The sequence below is a fragment of the Marinococcus tarijensis genome (assembly GCF_054971385.1).
The window spans coordinates 93,004-110,702 of sequence record NZ_JBQOJA010000001.1; the positions used below are offsets into that span (position 1 = coordinate 93,004).

Consider the following 17,699-nt stretch of genomic DNA (forward strand, 5'->3'; position numbering starts at 1 on the left):
ATTTATCATTGTTTCTTTTAGGATTTACTGAAGGAGGATAAAAATTTCACTCTGTCTCCCATTGGAGGCGTCTGTTCATCAACAAGCTGGATTTCCAGCACAGCCGGGCAATTGTCTGAACAAAGACTTTCGTAAAGCCCGGGGGTGATATCATCCATGGAACGGACCGTAGCATACTTTACTCCCATCTGTTCCGCGATAGCTGCCACCGGCACCATCGATTGTTCAAAACGGTCGTGCATTCTTCCGTATTGAAGCCGGTGTCCGTGATACACCATCCCAAGCCTTGCATTATTCATAACGATAAAAAGAATAGGCAGTTGATACTCTTTGGCCGTCAGTACTTCCATCCCATGCATAAAAAAGCATCCATCTCCCGTAATACTTGTAACAGGACGGTGTGGTTCGGCAAGCTTTGCTCCAAGCGCATTGGAAATTCCCGAACCCATGGCACCAAAATGAACATTGATGTCATACGTATCCGGTTTTTTTACTTCCATGTAGTGAATCACATAGCTCATAAACTCTCCAATATCCACCGTAAAAAGCGTATCCTCCGGCATGTGGGACTGGAGCTGCTGAAGCACATTCTGGGTTTCATATTTTTCGTTTACTGCTTTTTTCTGCGCGCCTGTCCACTGACGCCCGGCTTTTCCTTCTGCCGGAAGGTGAAGACGTCTGTTAATTTCACCAATCGTCGTGCGCACATCTCCGAGCAGGGAAATATCCACTTTATATTTGCGGTCGAATACCGTGGGATCATGGTCGAGCTGGATTACAAAGCGCTCAGCAGCCAAAGCCGGATTCCAGTTGTTCGTAGCCGTTTCCCCGAGACTGGATCCGATAACGAATATAATGGAGTTATCGCTGTCTTCCATTACTTCCGTGGCTGTTTCGTGCCCGGCAAACCCGTAAACACCATATGCGTTCGGATGATCCGACGGTACAAGCCCTTTAGCCTGCGGCGTAGTAACGACCGGCCAGTCTAGGTAATCCACGAGATTCATAACATCAGGCAGGGCATCTCTTGCTCCCTGGCCAAGGAAAATGATCCCCTGACGGTTACTGGAAAGTACACGGGTGGTTTCCGATACATTGCTTTCTACCGGAGACAGCCGGCGCTTTTCCGGATATTCGAGCAGTTCAGCGCTCCCTTCGAGCATGGATAATTGAATATTGATCGGGATCGCTACGTGCACCGGCCCTGGTATACCGGCGAATGCTTTACATACCGCTTCTTTAAACACTTCACGCACTTCGTGAATACTTTCCACACGCCGGCTGTATTTGGTCACCGGAGTAAACATCGGGACAACATCGAGCTCCTGCGAAGCATTCAAGCCAACGGTCGATGTCGGCACAGAGCCGGTAATAAAAAGTACGGGAGTCTGCTCTCTCATTGCATTTGCTGCTCCGGAGAGAAGATTCGTCGCCCCGGGCCCACTGCTTGCTATACACACCCCAAGCTTTCCCGAACGCTTCGCATAGGCGGAAGCCATGTATCCGGCCGCCCCTTCATGCTTTGTAATAACCGGCGTAATATCGCCATGCTCGTACATTTTATCAAAAAGAGCGTTCACCGATCCCGCCGGAATACCAAATACATAGTCCAGTCCATCCTGCCGCAAATAATCAATTATCCACTGAGCTGCTTTCATTCTGTTTTATCCCCCCACTAATTTTTACTAGTTATTACAAAATTCAGGAATTTTACTTGCCTGTACTGGTTTACTATACAGGAAACCTTGAACTAAATCACATTTATTTGCCTGCAAAAACTTCTGCTGTTCAAGCGTTTCCACCCCTTCGGCGATCACGTGAAGGTTCAGACTGTGAGCAAGAGCAATAATCGTAGTTGTAATAGGGGCAGAGCTGTTTTCTGTTTCAATATCATCAATGAATACTTTATCAATTTTCAGTGTATCAATCGGAAATTCCCTGAGATACTGTAGCGAACAGTAGCCCGTACCAAAATCATCTATTGAAATACGGACACCAATACTTTTCAGCCTTTTCATGGTCGTGACCGTCTCTTCAGTATTCAACAGCAGTGTATTTTCCGTAATCTCAATTTCTAAAAATTCGGGTGCAAGCCCCGTTCTGGCTAGTACCTCTTTTACGTTATCCACCAGGCATTCCCTCTGAAACTGCTGCGCGGAAATATTTACTGCTACACGCAGGCTGCAAAGCCCCTGCTCCTGCCAGCTTTTCGCCTGGGAGCAGGCCTCTTCCAAAATCCATTCACCGATCGACGTGATTAAGCCGGTATCTTCAGCCATAGGAATAAATTCTGAAGGAGATATTTTTCCGTGGACCGGGTGATTCCAGCGTACAAGTGCTTCCACCCCTGTAACCAGGTTTTTACTCAAACGCACCTGCGGCTGGTAAAACAGTTCAAGTTCATTGTTTTCGAGCGCCCGGTATAAATCATTCTCCAGTCGAATTTTTTTCATGTCCGGCCCCATCTGCTCAGACGAAAACGCCCGGTACGTGTTGCCATTCATTTCTTTCGCTTTATGCATGGCCGAGTTGGCATTTTGGATCAAGTCATCTGCCAGGTGACCGTCGAGCGGGAAGAAGCTGATACCGATACTTGGTTTTACATACACTTCTTCCCCTTCAAGATAAAACGGGTTGCGGAATACGCGCAGAATCTGTTCTGCGGTCGTTGTAGCCTGCGCCATATTATCAAGCCGCGGAAGAATTAAAATAAATTCATCTCCTCCCTGCCGGGCAACAGTCGCTGCACCGCTGACCATTTCCTGCAGCCGGTAGGCGACTTCCGTTAATAATTCGTCTCCCCCGGCATGGCCGAAGCGGTCATTGATTTGTTTAAAACGGTCCAGGCCGAGAAATAATACAGCCATTTCCTGATCATGCTCTTTGGCTTCCCGGAGCGTCTGACTAAGACGGTCGTGGACAAGCATCCGGTTTGGAAGGCCGGTCGTGCCATCATAGTATGCGTAGTATTCAATACGCTGCTCCATTTCTTTTCGGACCGTAACGTCTCTGACCGTTAGTACATAACCCACTACTGTACCTTCCTCAATCTGGCTCGAGAGAGTATATTCAAGCGTTACGAGTCCTTTTTCGGGATGGCTCATATACGCTTCACCGCTCACCGGCTGCATGGAATCAGAAGTCAGGTAAGAGGCAAAAATATCGGACAGGGTACCCTCTTCATTTTCAATGTGCTCGAGAATTTCATCGTAGGACTGGATGCTGTGAAATAGCTGGGTGTCTGTTTCAAGCATATGTTCAGCTGCTTCATTGGAAAACATAACGGTGCCTTCCAGCGAAAAGCCGATAATACCTTCATCCACCGTATTCATAATCAGCTCTTTTTCCGTGTTGATCTTGCGCATCTTCAAAATCAGCCGCTGGAGCTCTTCGTTTTTGCTTTGTATTTCTTCGGTCCTGCGCGCAATGATGCTTTCCTGGCTTTCGAGGTTGTATAAATGAATCAGTACAGGCGCAGTAGCATTAACGATGGACTCCACCCGGCGCTGCTGAGCTTTTGTATACTCGGCTGGCTGTTCGCCGAGATGGGCGACTACAATTACACCGAGAACACGGCCGACAGAAATCATCGGCACCATAAAAATACTCTTAATATTAAACACATCACAAATTTCCTGAAATATTCTGTTTTCTTGTGCAACGTCCTCAACAAACAACGGCTGCTTTGTTTGAACGACCTGCTGAAACAGCTTGTCGTTCGTCTGGTCCATCTGCATCCGCTCATGAATGCTTAACCACTCACTCTGTTCAAAATCGCTTTTACGGCTGAGCTTTGAAGGCATGACTGTTTCTTTGGAAACAGGATCAATAATATGAAGACTTACATTATGATTGTTTAGTTCGTCGCCGATATGACTAAAGCAGACATCAATCGCCGAATCGGACGTCTGGGAATGGGCAAGCTGCTCCATCACCTCGATAAGGGTCTGTTTTTCATGCAGAAGCTCCTCAATGTTGTGCATCGCCTGGCTGTTTCGAATAGCAACAGCAGCCATGTGGACATAGGCTTCCACTGTTTCAATTTCAGATTCTGTTAAATTCATCGGTACCCCGTAGTCAAACAAATATACGAGTCCGAATAATTCGTCCCCGTGGGAAATTGGAACTGTAAGCATCGAGCGGATCTGAAAGAAATCAATGGTCCTGGCGTCCGGTCTGCTGTCTTTAGACGTATCAGCAATATAGATGGACTGCCGGGACTCGATCACCTCCCGGGCCAGATGATCCACCTGCGGATCGACGACATGCTGGTCTATAGTCATGCCGCTCAGCACTTCCGGCTTACTGACATAGCCTCTGTAAAGCTCCCTCTCTTCCGGAAGGTAGATACCAACCGCATCGCATTGGATAATTTCTTCAGATATAGCTGTCACGACGTGTTCAAGAAGTGTTTTGATGTCCAAATTGGCATTGATCAGTCGTGTAATCCTGGCAAGACGCGTATAACGATTATGTTGTCCGTTTGACATCGAATCGCCCCTGTCTGTCGATGATTCTAAAGCTTTATTTATATTATGCACTAATATTTCAATAGCAGGAAATTTTTTTCTTTATTAAAGTCCTATTTTCTCTGCTATTCCCCTGTTATGTAGAGGCCATTTTGTCTCCCTCAGGAAACAGAAACGCCCCATTAAATCTCTAGCGGACTTTAATGACTATTTTACCACGGGCACGCCCTTCTTCACTTTCTCTATGAGCTGCCCGCAGGCCTTTTTCTGAAAATTTATGATTGCTGTTAATTTCCACACGCAAAGCACCTTTATTGTACAGTGACGTTAAGCGCCGGAGCTTTTCGCCTTCTTCCTCCAGCCATACAAACCCGGCAGTAACCCCGGCTTCTTCTGCTTTTTCCTGGGAAGGCGGGGCAGCAACCGAAGCAAATCTTCCACCGGTACGAAGCACGCGGAAGCTTTCCTCATGGACATTTTCTCCCACCGTATCTAATACCATATCATAGTCTGAAAGTATATCCACTACATTTTCTTCCTCATAATTGATTGCCACATCGGCACCCATCTGCTTCAAAAATTCCTGATTTCTGCCGCTTGCTGTAGCAGCTACATAGGCTCCCATATCTTTGGCCACCTGTATCGCAAAATGCCCGACACCGCCAGAGCCGCCCTGAATAAGCACTTTACTCCCCTGAGTAATTTCTCCAAATTCGATCAGGCACTGCTGGGCGGTCATACCGGCGAGCGGGATCCCGGCTGCTTCTTCATAGGACATAGGCTCAGGAATGGCTACTAACAGGTCCTCATCCACCACTGTCTGTTCAGCATAAGTACCGCGTGCCGTTAATTTCGGCCGCGCAAACACCCTGTCTCCTGGCCCAAAGGCCGTGACATCTTTTCCTGCTGCTCGGACAACGCCTGCTACGTCCCATCCCAAAATGATAGGAAATTCGAAAGGGATGTCATCTTTCATGTAGCCTTCCCGCAGTTTCCAGTCAATAGGGTTGATGGAGGTGGCGTATACATCCACAAGCACCTGTGTGTCTCCGGGTGTTTCCGCTTCCATTTCTTTTTCCACGAGCTGTTCAGCACTTCCGTATTGTTCGATGACAATTGCTTTCATTATGAGCCTCCTCTCCTACATTCCTCATACCTTTTACTCCTTTAAATGAAACACGTAATAAAATGACCGCTGCATCTAAGAGCACAGCGGTCAGGGAACAGGGTATGTGATTATTTATTTAGTGGGACGCTACCCGTCTGCGTACAAGTAAAAGAATTCCCAGACCGGCTGCTGCAGCTCCTGCTAAAGCCCAGGCTGGTTGATTTGTAGCTGTTTCCGGCATCTCGCCGCCTTCTTCTGCAGATTCTTCAGCCATATTTTCATCAGAAGCTTCTGTGGAAGCAGCTTCTTCTTCAGTGTTCGTTTCTTCTGTAGTGCCTTCGTCGGAGGAAGAGGATTCTTCTGTCACGTCTTCTTCCGTAGTAGAAGTCGTATCTTCTGTAGTGCCAGAGAATGTTTTTTGTATTATATGTAAATTTTATTTACATATAATACAAAATTCCTCCTGTATAACTTTTATACAGGAGGAATTTCTTTTTATTATTTAATTATTCCGCAAGAACGTCCTTCACTGGCTCCAGTGCGGCTAGAAGCTCTTCATCAACTTCCGGAAACGCTCTTGTCCAATTCAGAAAACCGTGGATCATACCTTCTGCCCGTCGCAGGCTTACCTGCCCGCCAGCCTGATCAATAGCTTTAGCGAATGCCTCTCCTTCGTCACGAAGCACATCGTTTTCGGCAGTAACGATATGAGTAGGCGGAAGCTCCCCAAGGCGTTCAAAAACAAGCGGAGCGAGATATGGATCCTCTTCATCTTCTCCATCAGCATACTGTTCCATAAACCATTCCAGATCCCGGAGAGGCAGACCGTATCCTCCAGCAAACATATCCACCGAAGGGAAATCGTGCTCCCCACTGACGCTTGGATAAAAAAGCAGCAACGAAGAAACCTTCGGACCGTTTTCTTCCAGCGCGCGTATAGCGGTCACAGCTGCCAGGTTGCCGCCCGCGCTGTCTCCGGCCAGAGCGGTCCTTTCTGTGTCCAGCTGGTGCGGCTCCGCATTTTCCATCAGCCATAGCAGCGCATTGTACGCATCCTCCGGCGCTGCCGGAAAAGGATGCTCGGGCGCAAGCCGGTAATCCACGCTCACGACTGCACAATCCGACTCTTTGGCGATGGCACGGCAGATGTGGTCGTGTGTCCCAATATTCCCAATCACAAATCCGCCGCCGTGATAGTAAACTATAGTGGGGTAGCGGTCCATCTCGGTATCCGGGTAATAAATCCGGAGCGGTATTTCCCCGTATTCTCCGGTAGTCATTATATCCCGAATGCCTCCGGCTTCGTCGACGTTAACATGGGACGTAATAACGTCGATGCTGTCATTGAACTGACCCCGAGCTTCGACCGGCGTCAGCTCGTGCATCTGCATCATGCTTTCCTGTTCTTCTAAAATTGCCTGCAGCTCTTCGTGCACAGCCATATTATCTGCCCCGCTTACTCATCTGCTGCATGGATGGCGTGCTTTTCATTCAGTTCGTTGTAATCGAGCTGAAGCAGCTGCAGCCAATCCTGCACGTATTTTTTGGCATTGTCCCGTTCAAACTGCTCCCATTCATTTTCGAGTCCGAATTCTTCCACCTGTTTTTCGAAGGATAAAAAACGATCCTCCTGCTCCAGTGCTTTTTGCAGGGACTCCTCTTTATCATCCGGCTGCTTCGAGGCAAAGTCCTGCATCAGCCGTGTACTTTCCGCTTTCGTAATCGTCGGGATAGCCACAAGATTCGCGCTTTCCTCCGAACTCCAGGAAAGCGGCGTATCCTCTGATACTGTTTCGACAAATACCAGCCCGAGCTTTTTATCCAAAACGAACATGAACTCATCAAACTGCTGCAGGTATGCTTCTACTAAATCATCCATCAATGCCATATTATTCGTGCCCCTTTTTCTTGATTTCAATTCTTTCCGTTAATTTCGCTTTTACCTCCGGCCATTCCTCTTTTATAATGCTGTAAACAGCCGCATTACGCACCCGTCCATCCGGCAGTTCGCGCTCATTACGCAGAATTCCTTCTTCGAAAGCGCCCAACTTTTGAATGGCTTTCCTGGCAGCTTTGTTCTGTTCATCTGTTTTAAACTGTACACGAACAACCCCCAGGGTTTCAAACGCATATGTAAGAAGTAAATATTTGCATTCCGTATTTACGCCTGTAGAGCGCACACTTTCACTGTAATACGTAGATCCAATCTCTGCTGTTTTCCGCTGCGGGGAAATATCATAAAGTCTGGTCGATCCAACAATCGCGCCGTCATTTTTCCGTTTCACAATAAACGGCATAGTACTCCCCTGCTGATGCAGCTCCAGAGCTTCTTCGATAATCCGCTTCATATCATGTTTATTATGCATCTTTCGCGTCATATATGTCCAATTGGACGGCTCTGAGGCAATTTCAAACAATGAATCTGTATGTTTTTCCTGCAGCAATTCCAAATCAAACTGCTCTCCTGATAACCGCAATGTATTAGCTCCATTCCCTATAATAGGATGTGTTTATCATATCACTCCAGACCCTGAGCCAAAAGCAAAAAGCAGCACCACCCGGGATGCTGCTCACTGTGTTACTGCCCGGACAGCGCTCTGCTTTTCAAAGCCCCGGTTCCGGAATGCTTTTTTCTCTTTTGGGGTGAAAGCATTGTATTCTTTAAGGAAAGCTTCATATTGTTTTAGAATTTCGGAGGCTTCTCCTTCAGCTTTTACTTCTCCAAATTCAAGCCATAGTATTTTGTTGCAGAATTCTTTCATCTGCGTCAGCGAATGGCTGACAAAAAACATCGTTTTCCCCCGCTGCTCAAATTCGTGCATTTTATCCAGGCATTTTTGCGCAAAGGCTTTGTCCCCTACTGACAAAGCTTCGTCCACAATAAAAATATCCGGATTGACTGTGATTGAAATAGCGAAGCCAAGCCTTGACTTCATGCCGCTTGAATACGACTTTACTGGCTGATCAATGAACTGCTCAAGCTCGGAAAACTCGATAATATCCGGCTCCATCTCCCGTATCTTCCGTTTGGAAAAACCGAGCATCAGGCATTTCAGCTCGATATTTTCCCGGCCGGAGAGCTTTCCGTTCAGCCCTGTGGAAACAGAGATCATCGCAGCTTCCCCGTTCGTCTTTACCGAGCCCTTCGTTGGCGGAATGGTCCCGGCAATAATATTGGAAAGGGTCGACTTGCCGGAGCCGTTAACTCCTACAAGCCCGATGATATCCCCTTTGTCTGCTTTAAATGAAACATTATGCAGCGCGTAAAACTCTTCTCCGTAGCTTTTTGGCAGAAGCAGGTCCTTCAGCCGTTCAGCATGCGTATCATACAGCTTATATTTTTTTGAAACATTTTTAACTACGACGGATTTTTTCATTTGTTCTCCCCCGTCTCTATCCTCATTGTGTGATTTATAAAACTATCCGCACTGCCGGTTTACAGAAAATCCACAAAGTGCCGGCGGAAGCGCACATGCAATACAGCTCCAATACTGAAAAGCACAAAAACCAATGCCCAGAAATAAAGAGTGTAGCTGGCGTTTGTAATGAAGTACCATTCCCCGTAAAAAAAGCTTGCCCGGTATCCTTCCACCAGGTAATACATCGGGTTGATCTTCATCACAGGAATCAGCCAGTCAGGCAGCCGGTTATCCATCGGCCACAGTATCGGAGTTAAATACAAAAACACCCGGATTGAAGATTGAATAAAGACTTGAAAATCCCGGACAATTACCGTAAGCGTAGAGGTGATCATGACCACGCTGAGCACAAGCAGAATAGCTGCCAGCAGAAAATACGGAATTTGAAGATAATACACGCTGATTGGATGTCCGGCAAACTGCATGTAAACAATCGTAATCGCAAGCAGCGCCAAATGTGGAAAGAGCCTTGAGATCACCACGTAGGCTGGAATAATGCTCGTCGGAAAATTCATTTTGGAAATCATTTTTATCTTTGAAAAAATAGCTTTTGACCCGTTGGTGACCCCCGGCTGGATAAAAAACCACAGGATAATGCCTGCAAGCATCCAGGTCAGAAAAGAAATGCCATCTACGTCGCTCCGCTGGCGGATTCCATAGCCAAAAGCAAACCAATAAATGGCGATAAACAGAAGCGGACTGATGATTTCCCAGAAGGAGCCAAGGTAATTGCTTTTGTTTTTAATTTTCGTTTCATATACCGCCAGCCGGTTGATCAGCGGAATGCTCGTCCATAATTCTTTCGCCACGGTTCGTACTGCATTCATATTGTTTCCCTCTTTTATCCTCTGCCCAACTAATTAATTTGCGTTGAACACTTTTTCCACCACACGCTTGGCCGCATAGCCATCTTCCCACTGATTGAACTGTTCTTCAAAATCGGCAACCTCTTTATGGTAACGTTCCCGAATCGTGCCACTGTTTTTCACTTCTTCGATGATTTCTTCGGTGTTCATGACAAGCGGCCCCGGGGCTTCCTGTTCAAAATCAAAATAGAAGCCACGCAGCTTATCACGGTAGCTGTCAATGTCATACGTATAAAATATCATCGGGCGCTTTAAAATGCCATAATCAAACATCACAGAAGAATAATCTGTAATCAGCACATCGCTGACTACGTAAAGATCCCGGATGTCCTCATATGCTGAAGCATCAATCGCAAAATCCTCGTACCCGGTAACATCCAGATGATCAGACACCAGATAGTGAAGACGAAGAAGCAGTACGTATTCATCTCCGAGGCGCCTGCGCATTTCCTCCAGATCCATCGAAAGGGTAAATTTGTATTTCCCAATAAAATAGTATTCATTGTCCCGCCACGTTGGAGCATATAGGATAACCTTTTTGTCTTCCGGAATACCGAGATTTTCCTTTACCTGCTCGACGTCTGAATGTGAATAATGATGAAGATAGTCGTTTCTGGGATAACCGGTTTCAAGCAGATTATGTCTGAACTCAAACGCTCTCCGGAAAATCTGGGCGGAATAAGGATTCGGGGCTACAAGATAGTCCCAGCGCCCGGCTTCATACAGGAAGTTCCTTTTGTATTTTTCCGTCGTCGTACCCGGCATAGTCACTTCATTCATATCTTTGGCGAGTTTTTTGAGCGGCGTGCCGTGCCACGTTTGAATATACACCGTTTTATCCGGCTTCGGAATCCATTTCGGCAGCCGGCTGTTAAACACCCAGTATCTGGCGCGCATCAAAACAATAAACCAGCGGAAGGAAAAACGTTTGATTGTCTTCAGGCCCCGTTCATCAAAAAGCTCCTTATACCGGTGGTCAATGCTCCAGTAAAACCGCAGCTTCGGATAATCCTGCTGCATTTGCTCATAAATCGCACGCGGATTACAGCTGTACTGTTTGCCGAAAAAGCTTTCAAAAACAATAATGTTTTCATTTTTTGGAAGCTTTCCCAGCACTGACAGAACCGCTTTATAGAAGTTTTTGCCATTGCGCAGCCTTTTAATTTTTTTCCATCGTTTCGTTACCCGTTTTTTCACATTTTTCCATGAGCGTTTAAATTTCTTTTTGTATTTTTTCGTCCATTTCTTTTTTGCCATTATCGTCCCTCAATTTTTTAAAAGTTCGTATTTTGGATGCTTTGCAGCGCATCTTGTTCCATTCTATCAAAAAAGAGCTTAACAAAAACGACAAACTTACAAAACAGGCTAAAGTTTTTGTAAATCATTGTTAATTTTGATGGCAACAAAAAAAGGGAGAGAACATCTCTCCCTCCCCGGCTGCTCAGGTTCTCCGCTTAGGCAGGCGAAGCCTCTTTGAGTGAAGATTAATAGTTTACGAGCAGTAATTCTTTTTTGATTTTTGTTGTCGAGATGTCAGCTGTACGCGGCAGATATACTACTTCACAGTATGGGCGGAGAAAATCGAATTTCCCGTGCCAGTCGTCACCCATTACAAAGGTAGTAATGTCGTGATCGAGTACGTCGTCGATTTTCTGCTCCCAATTTTCTTCCGGGATGACCTCATCTACATAGCGAACCGCTTCCAAAATCAGCTTACGCTGTTCATACGTATAGTAGGCTTTTTTGGATTTCAAGTCATTGAATTCGTCAGTCGATATTGCTACCACCAAGTAATCTCCAAGCTCTTTAGCTCTGCGGAGAAGATTAATGTGCCCCCAATGCAGCAAATCGAACGTGCCGTAAGTCAATACTTTTTTCATAGTAGTGCCCCCCTATATTCCGTTAATTTTATTCTGTATTTTATTCTTCTACGCAAATAATTTTCTCAACAAATTCTTCATTAAAAATTTACATTTATCAACTTGACGCGTTAATTGTAACACATATATCCAGCCAAATATGTCGTCTAATCATGGGAAGTGAAAGGAACTTTCTATAAAACTATGTGATAGCAGTGATAACCTTCACATTTTTTCACACATTTAAAGATATTTTAATATAGTTTATGAACTGCTATTACTCACAAAAAATGGAGCAGAATGGTTCTGCCCCTTCATCTGTTTTCTTGTTCAAGCTCTTCTGCAGCCTGGAAAATGCGTGCTGCATTCTGCTTATCTGAATGAGTGAAAATCATTTCTCTGTTTTCGCTTACTGTTTTCTTTTCGGTCCATCCATGCTTCAAATGACGCCTCAGACTTTTTAGAAGCTCTTCCTCCGAATGCACAACATCTCCAAGAAAAGTCTCTTCAAGCGGCCGCAGGCTTCCACTCTGGAAAAATCGTTTCGTATCGAAATGATAGTAGATGACCGGCTTCTGCATATACGTGAAATCAAAGGAGACACTCGAGTAGTCGGTGATCATCAGCGTGCTTTCCTTTAACAACTGCTGGACTGTTTTTTTACCCAGTTTGACTACTTCGATTTTATTACTGTTGATTTTATCAAAAGCGTCCGTGTACTGCTGCATCCGGTAATGTGGGTAGAACTGCAGCACTACGTCATTTTTCTCCAAAAACCGGTGCAGCTTCGGGTTTTCCAGAAAGCTTTTGTACCGGCGGTAATATTCCGACTCCAGAAAGGTCTCTTTGGAATGCAGCCATTCCCGCCAGGTCGGAATAAAAATAATTTTCCGCTCCGCCGGCGGTCCCTCAAGGAGATTATCAAATCTTGAAAGGCCCGTCACCTGCACTGTTTCATCGTCGTAATGCATCTTTTTCATTACCATTTTCTTTTCACTTTTCGAGCTGACACAAAACAGGTGAAACGGGTACTTATAGTATTCCCGGTTGTATTCCACGCGCTTTCGTCCAAGCACGCCGTGCTGCAGGAAGACACGCAGGCCGCTTCGGTAGGATTCCATTAGCGACCCTTTAAACGGCAGAAAATATTCAATATCATGTGATCCGAAAAAGGCAGTTGCCTTAAGACAAACGTCCACGTGCTCATCGCTTCCGATAATCAGCACGTTCCCAAGCCTCTCCACAGCTTCCCGGTCCATGGAATCTTCCTCAATCGCGTAGTATACCGCCATTTCGGGATAGGCAGTACGGCAGTATTTGAAAAAATGATACCCCGTATCCTGTGCAGTATCCGGCCGCTCCCCGATAACCCACACTGCTGGCTTTTTCCCGGCTCTTTGCATTCTGGCGTTTTCTTCCCAGAGCTTCAGGAAATGCTTGCGCGGATACGTTATCGTCTCTATTTTCACATTTCCCCGCGGCGTATAGGTGACATACCAGGAAACCGCCCGATCTCCTTCTTCAAGCATCCACGAATGCAGGATTTCATCTTTATAATAAATAAAATCTTTTTTTCCAAGCTTTCGTTCGTGTACAAACTCCCCTGCATGCAGGCGGATATAGATGTCCAGCACAGCCTTATCGCCGTGAAGCGGGCGGAAATCTTCGAAGGCCGCTTCCGCTTCAAATTGGACCCAGTTGTTTTTCAGGTATTGTTTTTTGATGTAAAAATGATGCTCGTCTTCTGTTTCCCGGTTTTTCATCACTACCGTTATCCGCTGTCTCGGCCTCAGATTACGTGTCAGTGTTGTAAAACGGGCGTGGCCTTTAATAACAAATTTACCGTTTTTCACCTTCATCGATGTAATGTCCTTGTCAATATCAATTTCATCTATGGAGAAAGCAACACGCTTGTTTGTTGTCCGGTAAAACTGATGGCGGTAGATTTTGTTCTGATGAGGCCATTCAAGCTTTGTATTTTTCACCAGATTCCCGCTGTTGGAACGCAGCCGGTAATCAATCTCCCCCCCGTTGCTGGTGACACGCAGGTAAAGATCCGACCGTCCGAGCCGGTAGGGATGCTTTCCTATCCCGGCTTCATTTTTAAACAGCTCCTTCACTTCTCCCTGAAAAACGTATTGCGCCTGTTTGGAATGAAGCTTATATACATGAACCGGCACAGCTGCTTCTTCATTGGTGTCTCTGTTTTTCCATACGAGCTCCCAGGCGTCTGGAGTGTAGCGGTTCCAGTAAAGCGTGCCCCGGAAATGGATCGTGCCCTCTTCATAGCTTGCCCGGACCGTATACAGTTTGACGTTTTCTGTCTGAATCATAACTGAAGCCGAATAATTCTGGGTGCGGTACAACCGGAAGCTGACAGCTCCTTTTTCATAATGAGGAGCATACCACTTGGATGCTTTCGCCATATCCTTGGCCGGCATATGAAGACGTTGCTGCCATAACGGCTTTTCGCTGCCATCTGCGATGTAAAAATCCCATATCCCTGTAAAATGACTTGAAGCCTCAAGCTTTACAGTCGATGACCACCATTTATCGTTCTTCCATTCCAAGGGGTAGTAATATTTCTTTGGCTCTCCGCGTTTTTTCAGGATCAATTGAAGCTTTGACGGCCAGCCATTTGCTTCAAGCAGATGCTTCGAAGCCGTGCCGAGCAATACCCAGCCGTGATCCACCGCTTCTACATCCATCAGATATGCAGGAAAAAGCTTCACTTTTTTTCCCGACGGCCTGGTAACTTTCAATTCCAGGTTGTTAAATTTATTGAGCACCGGCCTGAACAAACAGCCTTTCTCGTTTACACTGATTGTCCCCTTCTGCAGCCAGGTTGTTCCGCCCCGTCCGGTTTTCAGACGATAACGAATTCCTTCCCTCCGGCTCGAAAGCACCGCATAGCCGACCGCTTTAAAAGGAATATCAGCCGCCAGCTTTTCAAGCAGTACGTAAGGTACATAGCCTTCAAACGTTGAAAAGCTTCGTCCGTTTCTCGCATCAGACGCAAAAAAACGAAGCGGTACCCTGATCCGGTTTTCCCATTCCGGTCCTCCCGCCCATTCGATAAAAGAGTATTCCTCTTCAATTCGCTTTGGCAGCCGGTCATCTCCAATTTCAACGCGGATTGTTATACCGTGGTCGTCTCCAAGCCATTCCTTCGTCCGGCAGCTGTACTGTTTTTCCTTCCACGGGGACTGTCTTTTCTTCAGCTTCTGCACCGGTGTCCGGTAATGCGTTTTTATCGCTGGTGCCTTCATCTCGACGCTCTCCTCTGTAGTCAAACTCTTTTCACTATGTAAAATGCGGACGCTCTGAAAGGTCCGCATTACGTTTCATATTAGTATAGCATATGCGTATTATCAGCTTCTATACGCGAATGGACGCGTATACGTTTCGGCCAGACGGGCTCTCCAGGCAAAATCATCCTCCGCATGGTCATGGCGCCTTGGGATCCATTTTTTCCCGATAATCATCGTTTCCGGCCGTTCCTTTGTATACTGCTTCCATTCGGGTATGTCTTCATGCCCAGGATCTCCTTCTCTGGCGAACCGAACCCAGGCGTCCTGCATCCGGCGGGTGAGGCCCGGGCTTTCATTTATGCCCAAAAGCGCACGGTTCCGGAGCGAAAAAGCTGTTTTAACCGTATTAAACAAATACCCGAGCTCCAGTCCATGGCAGGCCTTCAGCCAGCGGGCTTCCACATTGAAGCGGTATTGATACACTTTTCCTCCCGCCCGGGAATAAAGCTCGCTGAGTTCTGTATGATATAAACGAAACGCCCGGTCTGTAAACATCTGCATAAAAATCTGCGAGCGGCTCCATTTCGGATATCTTTTCTTATAGTCATGATAAACAGCCATCGTTGTCTCTTCTGACATGTGCTCGTATTTCCGAAGATAAAATAATACGTACGTATCCACCGATTTTTTCTGGCGCAGCTCTGGGATCAGCAGCTTGAAAAAATGCATCTCGTTCGCATTGGAGCCGTGAAGAAGCTGCACCTTTCCCGCGTTTTCCTGAATCGCCCGCTCTACGTCAAACGGAATAATTTCTCCATCTGGTGTGGGGGCAAACATTCTGGAGCCGTTATACGGGCCGTTGGAGGTGAAATTTTTATTCACGAACGACACCGTAGTTTTTACAAGGTTTTCTGCCGGAATCATGCAGATGTCATTCATGGAATGCAGGCCGAGCTTGTAAATAAGTTGATCCGAAATATTTACCGCATCATCCACCGAACGCGCAAGTCCGGTGATCACACCGCTTTGGGCGATGACCTTCTGAAAAAGCCCACGGGCGGCAGGGGCAGCGAGCAGGGCTGTTACACTGATACTTCCGGCTGACTCTCCAAAGATGGTGACGTTCTCTGGGTCTCCGCCAAAGCTTTCAATATTTTCCTGGACCCGGCGGAGTGCTTCCATTTGGTCCAGCAGGCCGAGATTTTTCATATAGGCCTGTTCCGGCCCGCAAATGTTTTCTGCATCCAAAAAACCAAACATCCCCAGCCGGTAATTAATAATCACTATCACCACTTCTCCCCGGGCAGCCAAGGATTTTCCGTCATACAGCGCCTCCCGGTTCGATCCACTGTTAAAGCCGCCGCCGTGAATAAACACCATCACCGGCCGGCGGTATACCGGTTCTTCGTCCGGTCTCCAGATGTTTACATGCAGGCAGTCCTCCGTTTCCGTCCCCCTTCCGGAGGCCTTCCACGGTCTGCGGGCAGGCGGGGCCATAATCCAGAGCACTGTAAACTTCTGTGGACCCGCCTAAACGCTGAGGCTTTTTAAACCGCTCCGCTTCTGCGTATTTTATTTCGAGATATTCCTGAACATATTTGTATAAACGGCCTTCATATATTCCTCCGGGGGCATGCAGCCGGACAGTTCCTTTTGATTTTTTCATTTAATCCTCCATACATATAAAGTATTGTATTTATTTTTTAGTAAGAAAATATGTATATTTTAATTCTTTCTGATATTAGTCGACGGAATAAGGGGCAGGTTACGTATAAGCAGCTACATAATTTTACAAATTTTTACTTATCATTATGATATTCGTAATGGCAGCTGCTCTTTTACTATACAAACAATAAAAAACTGCAATACCCCGAAGTCGGGTACTGCAGTTTCCGGTTATTAGTTTTTAACATCGGGATTGCTGACTTCTGTATCACGTTTATTCATTACGTAAAGAACCCCAAGAACGATGAGTACAAAAACACTGAATACCGCAAGCACACCATAGCCTTCTCCTAAAAATCCGGACCGGTAAACGAGAGAGCCAAAAACACCGCCGAGCGCCGGTGCCGCCACCGGAATCCAGGCATACGACCAGTTAGAATCCCTTTTACCCGCAATAGGCAGAAGAGCGTGGGCAATACGCGGACCCAAATCCCTGGCCGGGTTGATCGCATAGCCGGTGGTGCCGCCAAGCGAAAGTCCGATAGCACCAACAAGAAAACCGACAATAAGCGGGTTCAGGCCTTCCGTGAACTCGTTTGCACCTATACTGTTTAATACGAGTAAAAATACAGCCGTCGCAATAAACTCACTTAAAAAGTTTGCAAACCGGTTCGGAATCGCCGGATCTGTTGAAAACGCCGCCAGCTTTACATCCGCATTCTCTGTTTCCTTCCAGTGGCCAAGAAAATGAAAATATACAACGGCTCCGCCGATTCCCGCACCTATAATTTGCGAAACGATATAGCCGGGCACGTCTGCCCATGGGAACGCCCCAATAGACGCAAAACCGAGAGTAACGGCTGGATTTAAATGAGCGCCGGAAAACTGCCCGACTGCATACACCCCCATTGCTACGGCAAACGCCCAACCGAGGGCAACAACAATCCAACCTCCCCCTTCTGCTTTCGATTTGTTTAAGTTAACGTTTGCAACAACACCGCCGCCAAAAATAATAAGTATCATCGTACCAATGACTTCCGCTAAGTATATTGACATCCTTCC

14 protein-coding genes are annotated in these 17,699 nt (G+C 46.5%); all 14 read right to left on the bottom strand.

What is annotated here, in order from left to right:
• Positions 1–17: 17 nt before the first annotated feature.
• Positions 18–1,658, bottom strand: coding sequence for a thiamine pyrophosphate-binding protein (locus ACTTK7_RS00495; RefSeq protein ID WP_462864947.1), 1,641 nt, complete (start codon positions 1,656–1,658; stop codon positions 18–20).
• Between the two features lie 27 nt (positions 1,659–1,685).
• A complete protein-coding gene (locus tag ACTTK7_RS00500; protein ID WP_462864949.1) occupies positions 1,686–4,490 on the bottom strand; it encodes an EAL domain-containing protein in 2,805 nt (934 codons plus the stop codon).
• Positions 4,491–4,659: 169 nt separating this feature from the next.
• The gene (locus ACTTK7_RS00505) at positions 4,660–5,595 is read right to left on the bottom strand and encodes an NADP-dependent oxidoreductase (RefSeq protein WP_462864951.1); all 936 of its coding nucleotides are present in this window, start codon (positions 5,593–5,595) and stop codon (positions 4,660–4,662) included.
• A gap of 118 nt (positions 5,596–5,713) precedes the next feature.
• Complete coding sequence (locus ACTTK7_RS00510) at positions 5,714–5,944, bottom strand: LPXTG cell wall anchor domain-containing protein (RefSeq protein ID WP_462864952.1); 231 nt, start codon at positions 5,942–5,944, stop codon at positions 5,714–5,716.
• Between the two features lie 139 nt (positions 5,945–6,083).
• Complete coding sequence (locus tag ACTTK7_RS00515; RefSeq protein WP_462864954.1) at positions 6,084–7,019, bottom strand: alpha/beta hydrolase; 936 nt, start codon at positions 7,017–7,019, stop codon at positions 6,084–6,086.
• A gap of 14 nt (positions 7,020–7,033) precedes the next feature.
• Positions 7,034–7,465 carry a UPF0158 family protein gene (locus tag ACTTK7_RS00520; RefSeq protein ID WP_462864955.1) on the bottom strand — a complete coding sequence of 144 codons (432 nt, stop codon included), beginning with the start codon at positions 7,463–7,465 and terminating at the stop codon, positions 7,034–7,036.
• 1 nt (position 7,466) lies between these two features.
• Positions 7,467–8,054: a GNAT family N-acetyltransferase gene (locus tag ACTTK7_RS00525; RefSeq protein WP_462864956.1), complete on the bottom strand. Its 588-nt coding sequence runs from the start codon at positions 8,052–8,054 to the stop codon at positions 7,467–7,469.
• Between the two features lie 93 nt (positions 8,055–8,147).
• Positions 8,148–8,954, bottom strand: coding sequence for a teichoic acids export ABC transporter ATP-binding subunit TagH (tagH, locus tag ACTTK7_RS00530; RefSeq protein WP_462864958.1), 807 nt, complete (start codon positions 8,952–8,954; stop codon positions 8,148–8,150).
• A gap of 59 nt (positions 8,955–9,013) precedes the next feature.
• The gene (locus ACTTK7_RS00535; protein WP_462864959.1) at positions 9,014–9,823 is read right to left on the bottom strand and encodes an ABC transporter permease; all 810 of its coding nucleotides are present in this window, start codon (positions 9,821–9,823) and stop codon (positions 9,014–9,016) included.
• A 33-nt stretch (positions 9,824–9,856) separates the two neighbouring features.
• Positions 9,857–11,119 (bottom strand): CDP-glycerol glycerophosphotransferase family protein, encoded by a 1,263-nt coding sequence (locus ACTTK7_RS00540; RefSeq protein WP_462864961.1) that lies wholly within the window; start codon positions 11,117–11,119, stop codon positions 9,857–9,859.
• A 227-nt stretch (positions 11,120–11,346) separates the two neighbouring features.
• The gene (tagD, locus tag ACTTK7_RS00545; protein WP_022793663.1) at positions 11,347–11,742 is read right to left on the bottom strand and encodes a glycerol-3-phosphate cytidylyltransferase; all 396 of its coding nucleotides are present in this window, start codon (positions 11,740–11,742) and stop codon (positions 11,347–11,349) included.
• Positions 11,743–12,035: 293 nt separating this feature from the next.
• The gene (locus ACTTK7_RS00550; protein WP_462864963.1) at positions 12,036–14,990 is read right to left on the bottom strand and encodes a CDP-glycerol glycerophosphotransferase family protein; all 2,955 of its coding nucleotides are present in this window, start codon (positions 14,988–14,990) and stop codon (positions 12,036–12,038) included.
• Between the two features lie 102 nt (positions 14,991–15,092).
• Positions 15,093–16,481, bottom strand: a complete 1,389-nt coding sequence (locus tag ACTTK7_RS00555) for a carboxylesterase/lipase family protein (protein WP_462864965.1) — start codon at positions 16,479–16,481, stop codon at positions 15,093–15,095.
• 390 nt (positions 16,482–16,871) lie between these two features.
• The gene (locus ACTTK7_RS00560) at positions 16,872–17,693 is read right to left on the bottom strand and encodes an MIP/aquaporin family protein (RefSeq protein ID WP_462864966.1); all 822 of its coding nucleotides are present in this window, start codon (positions 17,691–17,693) and stop codon (positions 16,872–16,874) included.
• Positions 17,694–17,699 lie beyond the last annotated feature (6 nt).

Bases quoted from the DNA above. Each gene is read 5' to 3' on its own strand.
- ACTTK7_RS00495 (WP_462864947.1), bottom strand. From the start codon at position 1,658: ATGAAAGCAGCTCAGTGGATAATTGATTATTTGCGGCAGGATGGACTG.
- ACTTK7_RS00500 (WP_462864949.1), bottom strand. From the start codon at position 4,490: ATGTCAAACGGACAACATAATCGTTATACGCGTCTTGCCAGGATTACA.
- ACTTK7_RS00505 (WP_462864951.1), bottom strand. From the start codon at position 5,595: ATGAAAGCAATTGTCATCGAACAATACGGAAGTGCTGAACAGCTCGTG.
- ACTTK7_RS00515 (WP_462864954.1), bottom strand. From the start codon at position 7,019: ATGGCTGTGCACGAAGAGCTGCAGGCAATTTTAGAAGAACAGGAAAGC.
- ACTTK7_RS00520 (WP_462864955.1), bottom strand. From the start codon at position 7,465: ATGGCATTGATGGATGATTTAGTAGAAGCATACCTGCAGCAGTTTGAT.
- tagH (WP_462864958.1), bottom strand. From the start codon at position 8,954: ATGAAAAAATCCGTCGTAGTTAAAAATGTTTCAAAAAAATATAAGCTG.
- ACTTK7_RS00535 (WP_462864959.1), bottom strand. From the start codon at position 9,823: ATGAATGCAGTACGAACCGTGGCGAAAGAATTATGGACGAGCATTCCG.
- ACTTK7_RS00540 (WP_462864961.1), bottom strand. From the start codon at position 11,119: ATGGCAAAAAAGAAATGGACGAAAAAATACAAAAAGAAATTTAAACGC.
- tagD (WP_022793663.1), bottom strand. From the start codon at position 11,742: ATGAAAAAAGTATTGACTTACGGCACGTTCGATTTGCTGCATTGGGGG.
- ACTTK7_RS00550 (WP_462864963.1), bottom strand. From the start codon at position 14,990: ATGAAGGCACCAGCGATAAAAACGCATTACCGGACACCGGTGCAGAAG.
- ACTTK7_RS00560 (WP_462864966.1), bottom strand. From the start codon at position 17,693: ATGTCAATATACTTAGCGGAAGTCATTGGTACGATGATACTTATTATT.